A 14,537-nucleotide genomic window follows, 5' to 3' on the forward strand; every position below is an offset into this window, starting at 1 on the left:
ACTTCGCGTCGGAGAAGTTGCACGATCGCGTTCGCTGATCGTGATTTTAGAGCACGGCTTTCGACGTGTCACCTCGGTGTTTGTGCTCTTGATGCTTCTCTGCTGGGGTGCGCAAAACAGCTATGGCGCCGAAAATCTGGAATGTCCGGAAATCAGCGCTGCGTCCGTTTCTGATCTCATGGGCGACGCTTCCGGCGGCGGGCTGTTCGTCAGTGAAAACCGCGTCGATCTCGCTAACGAAATCAACGAGGCGATCAATCGGCTGCAACTCGCCAATCCGAATGTCTCGTGGAGCGACGTGCAGAATGTGCTGATTGCAGCGTATTGTCGTGTCGTCGCCCGCAAAGCGGGGTTCACCGCCGCCGAGCGATGGAGCCGCATGCGCCGGTTCAGCAGCGTTGTGGAACAGCAGATCGCGGCGAACTTGATGGCGCCAGGGGAGCTGATCGTCGCCAACGTTCCGCTTCTTCCCGGCGTCTTTCGGGAGCTCAGGAGCCAAGCCGCAGCCTCGGGTCAGACAACGAGCCAATTGATGGCCGCCATCCTGACGCGCGCCGCAGGGCGATAACGAGGTGGGCAAGCATGGCTGGGAGAGGCTAACGGACGGGGGCATCGACTAGAGGAAGGAGCTGCTCATGGCGCGCGCAGAGGCCGACCGAACACTGAGTCATCTGGATCACGAGATTGTCGCGGCGCTGACCGACTTCCGCGATCCGAACCAAGAGTGGCGCCGTCTCTTCTCCGAGCTGCTCGGAACGTTCGGGACGCCAAGCGATCAAGGCCGGACCATGAGGTCTGGGTTCTGAGATGCGATAACGCGACCTACAGGATCGCCCGCTATCCCGACATGGCGGCCAAGGTAGAGCAATTGCGATAGCGCCATCTGCGTTGGGGCGCAGGTGGTGCAACAAGGGAGATGGTGATGAAAATATCCGTACTGTTACTCTCCGTCGCTGCGTTGAGCGTGCTCTCCTCTGTGCAGGCGCCGGGACAACAGACGACCGGCACGCCGGGCTCACCCGGTGCCACGACGACGATTGATGGAAAATATCTTCCGCCGCCGCCGCCAAGGTTTGGCGGGGAAATTGGCCTGCAAGCCAGCCAGTCAAAGCCGTATTGGCCCGCCCGTGTGGTGCCACCGCAGGGTGCACCCAACATTCTCCTGATCATGACCGACGACCAAGGCTATGGCGTCTCGGGCACGTTCGGCGGTGTTGTTCCGACACCAGCAATGGATCGCATCGCGCAGATGGGACTGCGCTACACGCAGTTCCATTCCACCGCGCTCTGCTCGCCGACCCGGGCAGCGCTCATCACCGGCCGCAACCACCACTCGGTGGGGTTCGGCACTATCTCCGAACAGTCCACCGGCTATCCCGGATACGACAGCATCATCGGACCGGAAAGCGCCACCATCGGCACGATCCTGAAGCAAAATGGCTACGCCACGTCGTGGTTCGGCAAGAACCACAACACGCCAAGCTATCAGTACGGCGCGGCGGGACCGTTCGATCAGTGGCCAACCGGGATGGGCTTTGACTACTTCTATGGCTTTATGGGCGGCGAAACAGACCAGTGGACGCCCTACCTGTTCCAGAACACCACGCAGATTTCCCCGTGGGTCGGAAAGCAGAACTACAACCTGACGACTGATATGGCGGATGAGGCTATCGCCCATATGCGACGGCTCAATGCTGCCGCGCCCGACCAGCCGTTCTTCGTCTACTACGTGCCCGGCGGCACCCATTCGCCGCACCAGCCGACCAAGGAGTGGGTCGACAAGATCCACGACATGCACCTATTTGACGACGGCTGGAACGCCCTGCGCGAGAAAATCTTCGCCAATCAGAAGCGGCTCGGCGTGATCCCCGCGAACACCCAACTTACCCCTTGGCCAGACGACCTGCAAAAATGGGATGCGCTAACGGCTGATGAGAAGAAGCTGTTCGCGCGCCAAGCGGAAGTGTTCGGCGCTTATGCCGCTTACACCGACCACGAAATCGGCCGTGTAATCCAAGAGGTTCAGGACGAAGGCAAGCTCGACAACACCCTGATCATCTATATCTGCGGCGATAACGGCACCAGCCCGGAAGGCACCACGCGCGGCACGCCGAACCAATACACTGCTTATAACGGCATTCTGGATTTGCCCATCGCTGAACAGTTGAAGGCCTACGATGTTTGGGGGTCAGCCGCGACCTATCCGCATATGGCGGTGGCGTGGTCGTGGGCGTTTGACACTCCGTTCAAGTGGACGAAGGAGGTGGCGTCGCACTTCGGTGGCACTCGGCAGGGCATGGCAATCGCTTGGCCCAACCGTATCAAGGATGCCGGTGGTATTCGCACCCAGTTCCACCACATGATCGACATTGTGCCGACCATCCTTGAAGCAATCGGCATTCCGGCGCCGGTGATGGTCAACGGGATCGCGCAGAAACCGATTGAAGGCGTCAGCATGGCGTACACTTTCGACAAGGCGAACGCCAACGCGCCGTCCACGCGCACCGCGCAGTATTTTGAGATGTGGGGCAACCGCGCAATCTATCACGACGGCTGGTTGGCTGCGACAACGCCACCTGCGCCGCCGTGGCTTCTTGGTACAGCCAAGCTGCCTACGGACCTTGTGAATGGGTACAAGTGGGAGCTCTACAACATCGCGGAGGATTATTCGGAGAATAACGACCTCGCGGCCAAGATGCCGGACAAGCTGCGAGAGATGCAGGAACTGTTCATGGTGGAAGCGGCGAAGTACAACGTCTTTCCGCTGGACAACTCGGTCCTTCAGCGCATCATCGCGCCACGGCCAAGCGCGACGGCAGGGCGGGACACGTTCACGTACTCGGGCGAGATGTCAGGTCTGCCCGAGAGCGATGCGCCCAGCATCCTGAACAGGTCCTATACGATCACTGCCGAGGTGGACATTCCAGGCAGTGCCTCCACCGTTGGCCGCGCGGGCACGCAGGACGGCAACGAAGGGATGATCGTCACCCTCGGTGGCCGTTTCGGCGGCTACGGCCTGTATTTGCTCAAAGGCAAGCCCGTGTTTCTCTATAACCTCGTTGACCTCGAACGCTTCCGTTGGGAAGGCAAGGACGCGCTCGCGCCGGGCAAGCACACTATCGTGTTTGACTTCAAATATGATGGAGCCGGCTTCGGCAAGGGTGGCACGGGCGTCCTGAAGGTGGACGACAAGGAAGTTGCGACCAGCAAGGTCCCGCACACCACCCCATTCCTCATGACCATTGACGAAACCTTCGACGTGGGTGTCGATACCCGCACCCCTGTTGAAGACAAGGATTATCAAGTCCCGTTCCGCTTCTCCGGGAAGATTGACAAGGTCACCGTCAAGCTCGGGCCGGTGCAGCTAACCAGTGATGAACATCGGGTCATTCGGCACGCCCGCGCTGATGCGAATAACTAATTTTCGGCGGAGCCCCGAAGTCCACGGACTGCGGGGCTCTCGACGATGTTTTGCACGTCGTAATAGGGGTGCATCTGGCGTGTGACGTCGCTGCTTCATGTCCACACTCCATCTCTGCTAGAAGATTAGAGTGTTGCTCCGACCGGTTGAGTCCACCGGGGATAGCGGACTCTGGCAAGCCGTCCGCCCGGGAGATTTATGGGGTGACGGCCTAGCCAAAATTCTTTCACAGGGCGGGTACTGGCACAGGGTGTGCGATGGTTCTTCAGGTTTCTCGTCGGCCGTCCTTCGGACACGCCGCACGCCACGATGACATCTTGCCCCTGATTTGCCCGACGCGTCAAGTCTTGTTCGTAAAATGCGAAATTCGCCACGCCAGCGCCCGGCTACTTTGCATGGGGTTGTTTTCGATGTTTTGGTCGGCGGCCGCGCTCAGCCCTTCGGACCGCGCAGTTGCACCGTCAGCCTGTCCATCGCCTCCGCCACGTCGCGCCACTGCGACAGCCAGCTTCGGGGAAATCGGAAGGTGAGGTCGGCGCCGTCGACGCGGCGCTCGGAAAGGCACATGCCGGGAGTGGCCGCATCGCGTGTGCAGCGCGCGGTCAGGGCGGGGCTCGTTGCGGAGAACAGGTCCTCGCTGCTGTAGGGCGTCTCGGTGCGGAACATCCGCATCGTCAGCCCGTCCTCCGGCGAGGTCGCGGCCTGATCGAGATAGCGCGGATAGATGGTGCTGACCCGCAGCTCCGGCGCGAGCGCATCGTGATGAGCCGCGATCGACAGGAAGATGCGGTCGATCGGCTGCATCGTCGCGTCCTCCACCGCATCGGCGGTGACATGCCTCGGCACGCCCGGCACTTCGAGCGAGGGGAAGAGGAAATCGATGTCGATGCGCTCCTGGGGTCCGGAGTGCCGCTGGATCTTCATCCGGATCGCCGCCGTCGGTACGTTGAACAGCGTGCCGCCGACGCTGACCGGCAGCCTGTCCGGCGCGCTCGCGCCGACCACCGTCCCCCAGGTCGGCCACAGGAGATAGGCGACCACCGCCACCGCGCCGGCCGCAAACACGCCGCCGAGCACGAGCGGGGCGAGGTGCGCCCTGGTCCGGCCCTGACGGCCGCGGGAAGAGGTTGCCGAGAACACGCTCATTAATGGGTCGCCACAAAGTCGGCCGCTGGCCGACGAATCAACGGCGAATATGCCACGCGGCGGCGGTTCCGCGCATCCGCCGCTCCCCATGGGGGGATGACTCAGGCGGGGCGCTCCGTTAACCTTTTCTTAAGGCTAATGTAGCGTTAAGCGGCACTTTTTGTCAGAGGAAGGGGCCAGCGTTGCGTATGGGCGGAACTTCCGATGACTCCTGAGACCTTGAATTCCTTCTTCTCCATCTGCATCGGCTTCGCGCTCGCGGGCGCGCTGGTGAATGGGTACCAGGCCCTTTCGCAGCGGCCCGCCGGCTTCGGGCTGTTGCAGGAGGGTGTGGCGCCGAAGACCTTTGCGGCCGTGCCATTCCTGGTGTTCGCGGCGCCCTTCATCATCATGCGCAACACGCTGCGCGGAGCACGGCTGGAAAGCCGCCGCATGGAATTCGTGATGATGGCAACCATCATCGCGGGCTTCTGGAGCATGATGAGCGGCACGTTCTTCCTGATGACGTTGCGCGCCGCCGGCGTGCTGGCCTGAGCACGCGCTTCGCGCCCTTTGCTTGAACGTCGCAGCTCCGCTATGCCAAGGTTTCCTGACAGGAGACCTTCATGGCGATCTACGAGCTTGACGGGCAGGCGCCCGACCTTCCCGCCGACGGCAACTACTTCATCGCCGACACCGCAACCGTGATCGGTCGCGTGCGCCTCAAGCCCGGTGCCAGCGTCTGGTTCGGCGCGGTGCTGCGCGGCGACAACGAGTGGATCGAGATCGGCGAGGGCTCCAACGTGCAGGATGGCTCGACCTGTCACACCGATCTCGGCTTTCCGCTTCAGATCGGCAGGAACTGCACCGTCGGCCACAACGTGATCCTGCACGGCTGCACCGTCGAGGACGGCGCGCTCGTCGGCATGGGCGCGATCGTGATGAATGGCGCGAAGATCGGCCGCAACAGCATCGTCGGCGCCGGCTCCGTCATCACCGAGGGCAAGGAATTTCCCGAGCGCTCGCTGATCATCGGCTCGCCGGCGCGCGTCATCCGCACGCTCGACGATGCGCAAGTCTCAAGGATGGGCAGCGCGGCGAAGTTCTACGTCGCCAACGGCCCGCGCTTCAAGAAGGGGTTGACCCGGATCGGCTGACGTCGCTCGTCAGCTTCCTTCGGATTCCCGGGCCTCGCGGGATCCGGCGATCTTCTCATGACCCGCGGCCCACAGCGCATGTTCGTCACTGCCGTCCTGATAGGGATTGGCCTCGGCGGGGATGTTCTCGCGCGCGGCGCGCTCGCCTTCGGCGAAGGGATCAGGATCCGTCGCCATCATTTTGCCTTTCCGGCTCTCGAACGCGCGGTCCGACTGGCATTTGCCTGATCGAGCTTGGCACTCTTGCGCAGCGCGTCCTTCAGGTCGGCCGGTATGCCGTGCTTTTCCAGGAGGTCTGCGAAGGCCTCGTCCGCCAGATCCTGAAGGGTCTCCATGCGATCGCGCGCAAGCTGCTTGAGCTTGCCGAACGTGTCCTCGTCGAATGCGATCAGCTTGCGCATGATCGTCGCTGCCTCCCTTTTCAAATCGTACGTGACGGAATTTGTTCCGGAACGCGCCTGTGCGCCCATCGTTGGTGGCGAAAGGGAGAGTTTCCGATGATGAGATTGCCTGCAACAGTTTCGGCATCGATAGCTGCATCGGTCCTTGGTCTGGCGGTCCTTGCGATGCCGACGACGTCATTCGCGCAAACGAGTGGAGGCGGCACGGGCGGAAGCAGCAGCAGCAGCGCAACGTCCGGTGCGACGGGGAGTGGCTCCGCGACTTCAGGTACGGCGGCGGGAACGTCCGCTACCGGTCCCGGCAGCGCCGGGTCGACGGGGCAGGCCACTCTGCCGCGGGGGACGAACAGCCTGGGCACCGCACAGTCCTCCGGCGGGACCGTCGGTATGGGATCCGGTGGAGACAAGTCAGTCGACTCGGCGGTCGATGCGGAGAACAAGCAGATGGACAAGACGGTGAAGAGCATCTGCCGCGGCTGCTGAGCCGGGAGGGAGGCCGATCCCTTAAGTGCTTGAAAAGCAGCCGCAAAAAACAAGGCCGTTGACGCAATATACCGCCAACGACCTTGCCAGCCCCGGATATTGAAATTGGCTCACGCCATCCGGTAACCGGGAGCATGGCGCGGAATCATACGGGGGAATGTGATCTAGTTCACATGCCACAAAATTTTGGCGCGTCAGGCGGGAACGAATCGCTGCCGGCCGGATCAGCTTCGCGATTTGCTTCGCCTGCGCAGGCTGGCGTGGCGGCGGGCCGGCTTCCGGCGGGTAACCGACGGCGTCTCGGTCTCCGCGGCCTGCGCGCTGGCGTAGGACTGTTTGAGCCCGTCGATGGATTCGGTCAGGGTCGCGACCTGCTCCGACAGGCGCTTGGTGTCGGCCTGCTGCGAGGCGAGCAGGCGTTTGACCGTCGAAAGCTGGTCCTGCACCACCTGGAGCTGGTCGATCGATTCCTGCTGGGTGGCTTCCAGCCCCTTGGTTTTCTCCACGAGCTGCTCGGAGGCCTGCGCGGTGCGGGCCTGCAGCAGCCGGGCGGTGACCACCCGGTCGGACTCCGGGGCTGTGCCGGTATAGACGCGCCAGATCGCGATCGAGGTGACCCCGGTGATGAGCAGGAGCAAGGTCGCAGCCGCGAGCGCGATCGGCTGGCTGCCGAGGCGGGTGAAGGCGCTGGTTCGCGTATCGCGCGGTGCGAGATCGATCATCGCTGACAAAGCCCAAAAAATGAACTGAAGTGGCGAAGACCAGCGGCAACGGCCGCCGGGGCGTCCCGAAAACGTTACGTTTCGGCAGGAAATGGGACCAAAAAGAGGCTGAGGGCTGAAAAAGGGCCGTTGCGGCCGCAGAAGGCCGCTTGGGCCACGGGATTCAGGGCTGAAAGCCGCCAAATGGCCCCGAATACGTCTTCGCCCGCGGCGCCGCATAGGGCCCGAGTCGCGACGTCGTCAGCCCGAGTCGCACCAGAGCCTCGGCGAGCGGCACCGCGGCGGCGACGCCGTCGACGACGGGGAGGCCGTGCTTGGTCGCGAACTCGCCGGCGAGGTCGGCCATGCCGGCGCAGCCGAGCACGATGGCTTCCGTGCGGTCCTCGCGGATCGCGGCCGTGATCTCGCTGGAGATCTTGCCGAGCGCATCGGCATTGCGCTCCTCGAGCGCGAGCACGGGGACCTCGGCGGCGCGGACGCGCGCGCAGCGCTCGGCGAGGCCGTATTTCCGCAAATTATGCTCGATCGGCACGATGGAGACACCGAGTGTCGTCACCACCGAGAAGCGCACCGCAATCAGGCTCGCCATATGGAAGGCGGCTTCGCCGATGCCGATCACCGGTGCCTTTGCGATCGCACGCGCCGCATCGAGGCCGGTGTCGTCGAAACAGGCGATGATGTGGGCGTCCGCGCCATCGCGGTCGGCGTCGCGGATGCAGCCGAGCATGCCGGGCACCGCAAAGGCCTCGTCGTAGAAGCCCTCAATCGAGACCGGGCCCATCGTGGGCTGGCGGGCATCGATCAATGTGTCCGGCAAGGCGACGGCACGCGCTGCCGCGGCGATCTTCGCCGTCATCGCAGCCGTGGTGTTGGGATTGACGATGTGGAGCCGCATCAGGTCACACCAGCCCCTTGCCGGCATCCGAGCCCTTTGCGGCCTGCCGCTTGTTCAGCACGTGGATGGCACCGAGCGAAAGGGTGATCACCGCGAAGGATACAGCGGAGATGATGGTGCCGAGCGCGTAGATGTCGGGCTTGGTCACCGTGGTGGTGAGGCCCTGGAGATCCAGCGGCAGCGTGTTCACCGAACCGATCGCCTGGCTTGAGCGGGCGAGCTCGTCCCAGGACAGCGTGAAGCCGAACAGCCCGATGCCGATCACCGAGGGCAGGATGATCGGCAGCACGACGTGACGGAAGGTCTGCCAGGGCGTTGCCCCGAGATCGCGCGCGGCTTCCTCGAGCCTGGGGTCGAAGCGGTTGAAGATCGCGAACATGATGAGCAGGCCGAACGGCAGTGTCCAGGTCAGATGCGCGCCTAAGCCCGAGGTGAGCAGGCCCATCGAGGTCTCGAAATTCTCGTTCCAGTGCGCCTTAATGAGGTCGTCGATGATGCGGAATTCCAGGGAGATGCCGAGCGAGGTGATGATGGAGGGAACGATGAGGCTCGCGATCGCCGAATAGAACAGGATGCTCTGCGCCTTGAACTTGCGGCGGAAGGCCATCCCGGCGGCAACCGACAGCACGACGGTGATCGCCATCACGACGAGCCCGAGCAGCAGCGAACGGCGGAAGGCGGCACCGAGATCGACGATGCCGGTGCCCTGGAACAGCTTCGACAGCCAGTAGGTCGAGACCCCGTTCATCGGGAAGGTGAGGCCGCCCTGCGGCCCCTGGAACGACAGGATGTAGATCGCGATCATCGGGCCGTAGAGGAACAGTACATAGGCCGCGAAGAACACAGCGAGCACATAGAAGCTGCGCGGGCGTCCCTCTCGCATCACAGCTCCTTCCTGATGTCGACGATGCGCGACATCATGGTGATGATCAGGAAGGTGATCGCGAGCAGGATCACGGCGTTCGCCGCGGCCGCCGGGAATTGCAGCGCGTTGAGCCGGGTCTCGATGATCTTGCCGGCGGCGGCGATCTGCTGGCCGCCCATCACGCCGATGGTGATGAAATCGCCCATCACGATGGTGATGACGAAGATCGAGCCGATCACGATGCCGGGCTTTGCCAAGGGGATGATGACGTTGACGAGGGTCTGGAACCCGGTGGCGCCGGCGTCATAGGCGGCCTCGATCAGCGACTTGTCGATGCGCACCATCGAGTTGAAGATCGGCACCACCATGAAGAACGTAAAGAGGTGCACCAGCGCCAGCACCACGGAGAATTCGGAATAAAGCAGCCATTCGACCGGCTGGTCGATCACGCCGATCTTGAGCAGCCCCGAATTGACGAGGCCGTTGCGGCCGAGCAGCGGAATCCAGGCGATCATGCGGATCACGTTCGAAGTCCAGAACGGTATCGTGCAGAGCAGCGACAGGCCCATCTGCCAGGTTTTGGACTTGATGTGGAAGGCGAGGAAGTAGGCGACCCAGAAGCCGATGAACAGGGTGATCGCCCAGACCATGAAGCACAGCTTCAAAGTCTTCACATAGGTCTTGCCGATCGTGCAGAGATCGGGGAGCTGCGCGATGCAGCCTTCGAACGTGTCGGTGTAGCCGCGCCCGGAGAAGGTCGGCAGCAACTGGTATTCGTTGTAATCCCAGAACGAGACGATGACCACGAACACCAGCGGGATCAGGAAGAAGGCGAGGAAGACGAGCATCATCGGCCCGGCCTGAAGCCAGGAGATGAAGGAGGGCGACAGACGCACCGCTTTCTGGCGCGTCAGTCCCAATCCCCGGGCGAGGCCCGGGGATGCCTGTTGCAGGAGCTCGTCGGACGTGTCCATCACGCTGCGATGAACTCGTTCCACTTGCGGACCATGTAGTCGTTCTCGTCCATGACCGCGTTCCAGCAGGCGACGCCGCCCATGCGGTCCTCGTACGAGCCGCCGTCGCGCACTGCACCGGCCTTCTCGAGCAGCGAGCCGTCGGGCGCCTTGATGTCCTTCTCGGCGGGCTTGCCTTCCATCCAGTAGGCCCACTCGTAAGGCTCCATGTGCGCCTTCGCGGTCGAGAGCACCGCCGAGTAGTAGCCCTGGCGGTTGAGGTACGCGCCGGCGTAGCCGGACAGGAACCAGTTGACGAACTCGTAGGCCCAATCGAGCTTCGCACCCGACACGCCCTTGGAGACGCAGAAGCCCGAGGCCCAGGAGCGGTAGCCTTCCTTCAGCGGCTGGAAGGTGCAAGGGATACCCATCGAGCGCACCTTGGTGACCGCCGGCGACCACATCGACTGGATGACGGTTTCGCCCGAGGCCATCAGGTTGACGCTCTCGTTGAAGTCCTTCCAGAAGGCGCGGAACTGACCGGCCTTCTTGGCTTCGGTCATCACCTTCATGGTGAGATCGATCTCTTCCTTGGTCATGTTGCCCTTGTCGGCATATTTGTACTTGCCGGTGGCTTCCACGACCATCGCCGCATCCATGATGCCGATCGAGGGAATGTTGAGGATCGAGGCCTTGCCCTTGAACTCGGGATTGAGCAGCTCGGCCCAGGAGCTGATCGGCCGCTTGATGAGATCGGGACGGATGCCGAGCGTGTCGGCATTGTAGACGGTCGGGATCAGCGTCACGAATTCGGTCGCCGACTTGGCGAAGGTCTTGGAGTCCTTGCCTTCGAGATAGAGCACCTTCCAGGGCGCGGTGCCCTGATTGCCGATCTTCTTGCCGCCGGGCGTCTCGCCCTTGGTGAAGACGGGCGTGATGTTGTCGAATTCCTTGATCTTCTTGGCGTCGAGGGCAAGGATGTTGCCGGACGGCACGAGCTTCTTCAGCGAGAAATACTCGGTGTCGAGCACGTCGAAGGAGTTCGGCTGGGTCATCACGCGCTTGGTGACGTCATCGGTCGTCGCGGTGATGTATTCGATCTTGATGCCGGTGTCCTTCAGGCACTGCTTCGAGATGTCATCGCCCTCGTTCACGGCGGTGCCGAGATAGCGCAGCACTTTCGGCTCGGCCGACATCACGTAGGGAAAGCCGGTGATGGCGCCGGAGCCGACGGCGAAACCGGCGAGGCCCGCGGTCCCCTTCAACAATGTGCGGCGGCTGACGCCGGTCTTCCTCGTCGTCTCTGTCATATCAGTCACTCCTCTGTGTTGCGCATTTTCTGGACTGGTTGGCGCTATTGCAGACGCTGCGCCTTGGCGGGATCCCAGGTGGCCAGCACGCGATCACCCGGACGGAAGGGGTGGGCGTCGAAGGTGGCCTCGGGAACGTGGGAGAACAGGGCGGTCCCGTCGTCGAGCGTGAGCGAGACGGCGACATAGGAGCCGTGGTACTCGGTTTCCGTCAAAAGCGCCGGCGCGCCGAAGGCGCCATCCGCGATCGGCTTGATGCCGAGCTGATCGGCGCGCACCGCGATCATCTGGCCGGCATCGGAGAGCACGTTGTGTCCGCCGATGAAGCGCGCGACGAACTCGGTGCGCGGATGATGGAAGATGTCGCGGGCGCTGCCCTGCTGCTCGATGCGTCCCTGGTTCATCACCACGATGTGGTCGGCGAGCGCCATCGCTTCCTCCTGGCCGTGCGTGACCTGGATGAAGCTGATGCCGAGCTCGCGCTGCAGCCGCTTCAACTCCCCGCGCATCCTGACCCGCAGGAACGGGTCGAGCGCGGAGAGCGGCTCGTCGAGCAGCAGGATTTGCGGCTCGGTGATCAGAGCGCGAGCCAGCGCCACGCGCTGCTGCTGGCCGCCGGAGAGCTGCGCCGGCAGGCGCCCGGCATAGGGCGTCATTGCCACCAGTTCGAGCAGCTCGCCGGCACGCTTGTGGCGCGTCGCCCGATCGATGCCTCGCATCTTCAGCGCGAAGGCGACGTTGTCGATCACGGTGAGGTGCGGAAACAGCGCGTAGGACTGGAACATCATCGCGGTGCCGCGCTTGGCTGGCGGCAGGCCGGTGACGTTGTGGGGGCCGAGGATGATGTCGCCCGCGCTGACCGCCTCGTGGCCGGCGATCATGCGCAGCGTCGAGGTCTTGCCGCAGCCGGAGGGGCCGAGCAGGCAGCAATAGGTGCCGGCCGGGATCTTGAGATTGACGCTGTCGACCGCCAGCGTCGTGTCATAGCGCTTGGTGACCGAGACCAGTTCGAGGGCGGCGGGAAGGGCCATGGGGCTCCCAGGGAAAGAGCGATTTACCGCTTTCCTCGGCAAGGCCCGTGCCAAGCGGAAGTCCGCGGCATTTTTTCGGAACTGCGTAGCAATGTCAGATCGTTAGCCCGGAGACGGCAAATCCGGGCGTCGCGGCGGTGGCCGCCATGGAGCATTATGCACACAAAATGGTCAGGGATTGTATAAAGTTTCGCCTGTTATTGGATACGGCTGGTCGACTAACCTTTGGAGCCTGCTTTGACGATCGAGCCCCAAATCAACGAGCCCACATCCAACGAGCCAAAGTCCATGGCCGCCAAAGCGCAACCGAAGTCTGACACGTCGCTCGCTGCCGACAATGGCAGCGACCGCGTCAGCCGTATCCGGGAGGGTGTGACGACTGCGATTCTCGAGCACCGGCTGCTGCCGGGGACGAAGCTCGGCGAGGACGAAATCGGTGAGATCTACGGCGCGAGCCGCACCCTGGTCCGCACCGCACTCCACCAGCTCGCGCATGAGGGGATCGTCAGCATCGAGAAGAATCGCGGCGCTTTCGTTGCGCGGCCGACGCCGGCCGATGCGCGCGAGGTGTTCGAGGCGCGGCGGCTGATCGAGCCGTCGATCGTCGATCACGCCATCGACGCAGTGTCGCCGGATTGGCTCGAGCGCCTGCAGCAACATCTCGCCGAAGAGCATGCGGCAGAGACCCGCGGCGACGCCAGGGCCTCGATCCGGCTGTCCGGCGAGTTTCACCGGCTGGTCGCCGAGATGTCGGGTCACAGCATCTTTGCCGGCTTTCTCAAGGAGCTGATCGCGCGCTCCTCGCTGATCATCCTGCTCTATCGCCGCCACGACACACCCGCCTGCGGCACCAGCCATCATGCCGAGATCGTCACTGCGATCCGCAGGCAGGACAAGTCGCGGGCACGCGAGCTGATGCTCTCACATCTCACGGAAATCGAGGCCGAGCTGTTTCTGAAAGAGCCGGCGGCTGACGAGCCGCGGCTCTCCGACGTGCTTGGCGCCTGAGGCGCGGATCGCAGCCTCCGCCGGACGGGTAGGACTGGCCTGGGGCTCCGCGTCAATGCAAGCTTTCACTTTCGACGGCGAGCTGTCCGTCTTGTGTGATCTCGTATTCGTCGTCTCGCTTCCTCATCCACCCGGACCTGACCATCTCCCGCGCGGTCTGAACGGAGCAAATCGGATGGTTGCCTCCGGGGTGATACAGCCTGTCATTTCGGACGATCAGATGCCCGTAGAGCTGAGCCTGACGCAGTGCCCTGCGCATTCCGGGCGAAGGATTCTTCATATCGCCTCAAGCTCGTGCGCGATTTGCGTGGGCTCAAAGCGAGCGACGCGTCGAAAACCCTGCCAAAGCTCTATCACCTCGTGATCTGCCAATAGCTCCGCTCTCAATTTCGCGGTTGCGTCATCTGCGCATGTGAGATCGATGCGGCCGGCGATATGTTCGCCAGGCTCCATCACATAGGCACGATAGTCGATCCACCCCCATGTCCTCGGCACTTTGTGCTTCAGGAGGTCCAACGAGATGCGCAACTGCTTGAGCGACAGGGCGATGTGCTCGTCCACGATGCGGCTGCGAGGCTCAGTCGGACTGCGAGGCGGCACGCAATCGATTACGCGCATGGTGGAGATCCTCCAGCCGCAATTGAACGATCTCGGAGGTCGGCTGTTCCATTCTTCGGAACAGTTTTCGAACTGGCGTCAAATGATGCCAAACAGGATGAAAAAGCCGACCTCGACCAGGAAAACGAGACCGGTGATCATCGACATCAGAAACACGTCACCCGGCGACAGGAACTGCATGGCTCGCCCTCACACCACTCGCGAGCCCCCATTGGCAATTCACCTATGTTAAAAAAGTTTCGGTTCCAAGGTGCATAACGAACGCGAAAGCGCGGCGACCTTTCGCCGCCGTCCGCGCCCTAGGTGTGGCCTGTCAGGAGGTTGTCCATCTGGTCTGAACCGAGGAAGCTGAGGTTGCGAAGCTTCAGTGTTCCAAGGAGAGACCAGATGAACGTCCACAAGAATGCGCCTTTGACGCCCAAAGGTCGAGAGGCGATGGTCCGAAGCGTGGCGCAAGGCGGGCTCAGCCAGGCTGGCGCGGCCGATCTGTTCAATACGACACCGAAGACGGTGGCCAAATGGGTCAAGCGGTTCCGCGCAGAAGGTGT

17 protein-coding genes are annotated in these 14,537 nt (G+C 62.8%); 7 read left to right on the forward strand and 10 right to left on the reverse strand.

The genetic code is table 11. The features are described 5' to 3' along the window. Positions 1-178 precede the first annotated feature (178 nt). The 3 genes from YUU_RS0134500 (at position 179) to YUU_RS0134510 (ending at position 3,421) form a co-directional block, all read left to right on the forward strand. A complete protein-coding gene (locus YUU_RS0134500; protein WP_156944659.1) occupies positions 179-568 on the forward strand; it encodes a hypothetical protein in 390 nt (129 codons plus the stop codon). A 67-nt stretch (positions 569-635) separates the two neighbouring features. Continuing rightward, entirely contained in the window at positions 636-806 is a 171-nt protein-coding gene (locus YUU_RS59170) for a hypothetical protein (RefSeq protein ID WP_156944660.1), read from the forward strand. Between the two features lie 116 nt (positions 807-922). Further along, complete coding sequence (locus YUU_RS0134510; RefSeq protein WP_035664174.1) at positions 923-3,421, forward strand: arylsulfatase; 2,499 nt, start codon at positions 923-925, stop codon at positions 3,419-3,421. Between the two features lie 432 nt (positions 3,422-3,853). Here YUU_RS0134510 and YUU_RS0134515 read toward each other — a convergent pair whose 3' ends face one another. After that, a complete protein-coding gene (locus tag YUU_RS0134515; protein ID WP_027526449.1) occupies positions 3,854-4,567 on the reverse strand; it encodes a hypothetical protein in 714 nt (237 codons plus the stop codon). A 204-nt stretch (positions 4,568-4,771) separates the two neighbouring features. Between YUU_RS0134515 and YUU_RS0134520 the strand changes: the two genes are divergently transcribed. Both YUU_RS0134520 and YUU_RS0134525 read left to right on the forward strand, forming a co-directional pair. Further along, positions 4,772-5,101, forward strand: a complete 330-nt coding sequence (locus YUU_RS0134520; protein ID WP_027526450.1) for a hypothetical protein — start codon at positions 4,772-4,774, stop codon at positions 5,099-5,101. A gap of 71 nt (positions 5,102-5,172) precedes the next feature. Further along, on the forward strand, positions 5,173-5,703 hold the full coding sequence (locus tag YUU_RS0134525) for a gamma carbonic anhydrase family protein (RefSeq protein WP_027526451.1): 531 nt from the start codon (positions 5,173-5,175) through the stop codon (positions 5,701-5,703). Between the two features lie 9 nt (positions 5,704-5,712). Here YUU_RS0134525 and YUU_RS59175 read toward each other — a convergent pair whose 3' ends face one another. The 8 genes from YUU_RS59175 to YUU_RS0134570 form a co-directional block, all read right to left on the reverse strand. Beyond that, complete coding sequence (locus YUU_RS59175; protein ID WP_156944661.1) at positions 5,713-5,883, reverse strand: hypothetical protein; 171 nt, start codon at positions 5,881-5,883, stop codon at positions 5,713-5,715. Next, positions 5,880-6,104, reverse strand: coding sequence for a hypothetical protein (locus YUU_RS0134535; RefSeq protein ID WP_027526452.1), 225 nt, complete (start codon positions 6,102-6,104; stop codon positions 5,880-5,882). The genes YUU_RS59175 and YUU_RS0134535 overlap by 4 nt, the downstream gene beginning before the upstream one ends. A gap of 707 nt (positions 6,105-6,811) precedes the next feature. Continuing rightward, complete coding sequence (locus YUU_RS0134545) at positions 6,812-7,309, reverse strand: hypothetical protein (protein WP_027526453.1); 498 nt, start codon at positions 7,307-7,309, stop codon at positions 6,812-6,814. 163 nt (positions 7,310-7,472) lie between these two features. Beyond that, positions 7,473-8,204 carry an aspartate/glutamate racemase family protein gene (locus tag YUU_RS0134550; RefSeq protein ID WP_027526454.1) on the reverse strand — a complete coding sequence of 244 codons (732 nt, stop codon included), beginning with the start codon at positions 8,202-8,204 and terminating at the stop codon, positions 7,473-7,475. Positions 8,205-8,208: 4 nt separating this feature from the next. Beyond that, positions 8,209-9,087, reverse strand: coding sequence for an ABC transporter permease (locus YUU_RS0134555; protein WP_027526455.1), 879 nt, complete (start codon positions 9,085-9,087; stop codon positions 8,209-8,211). Further along, entirely contained in the window at positions 9,087-10,043 is a 957-nt protein-coding gene (locus YUU_RS0134560) for an ABC transporter permease (RefSeq protein ID WP_027526456.1), read from the reverse strand. The genes YUU_RS0134555 and YUU_RS0134560 overlap by 1 nt, the downstream gene beginning before the upstream one ends. Beyond that, a complete protein-coding gene (locus tag YUU_RS0134565) occupies positions 10,043-11,332 on the reverse strand; it encodes a PotD/PotF family extracellular solute-binding protein (RefSeq protein ID WP_027526457.1) in 1,290 nt (429 codons plus the stop codon). The genes YUU_RS0134560 and YUU_RS0134565 overlap by 1 nt, the downstream gene beginning before the upstream one ends. Positions 11,333-11,376: 44 nt before the next feature. Then, positions 11,377-12,363 carry an ABC transporter ATP-binding protein gene (locus tag YUU_RS0134570; protein WP_027526458.1) on the reverse strand — a complete coding sequence of 329 codons (987 nt, stop codon included), beginning with the start codon at positions 12,361-12,363 and terminating at the stop codon, positions 11,377-11,379. A gap of 288 nt (positions 12,364-12,651) precedes the next feature. Between YUU_RS0134570 and YUU_RS0134575 the strand changes: the two genes are divergently transcribed. After that, positions 12,652-13,371: a GntR family transcriptional regulator gene (locus YUU_RS0134575; RefSeq protein ID WP_027526459.1), complete on the forward strand. Its 720-nt coding sequence runs from the start codon at positions 12,652-12,654 to the stop codon at positions 13,369-13,371. Between the two features lie 276 nt (positions 13,372-13,647). Here YUU_RS0134575 and YUU_RS55335 read toward each other — a convergent pair whose 3' ends face one another. Next, positions 13,648-13,932: a hypothetical protein gene (locus YUU_RS55335; protein WP_156944662.1), complete on the reverse strand. Its 285-nt coding sequence runs from the start codon at positions 13,930-13,932 to the stop codon at positions 13,648-13,650. Between the two features lie 444 nt (positions 13,933-14,376). Here YUU_RS55335 and YUU_RS57040 point away from each other — a divergent pair. Continuing rightward, positions 14,377-14,537 (forward strand): helix-turn-helix domain-containing protein (locus tag YUU_RS57040; protein ID WP_156944663.1); only part of this gene is annotated, 161 nt, incomplete at its 3' end.

It is taken from the genome of Bradyrhizobium sp. Ec3.3 (genome assembly GCF_000472925.1).
GTDB lineage: Bacteria > Pseudomonadota > Alphaproteobacteria > Rhizobiales > Xanthobacteraceae > Bradyrhizobium.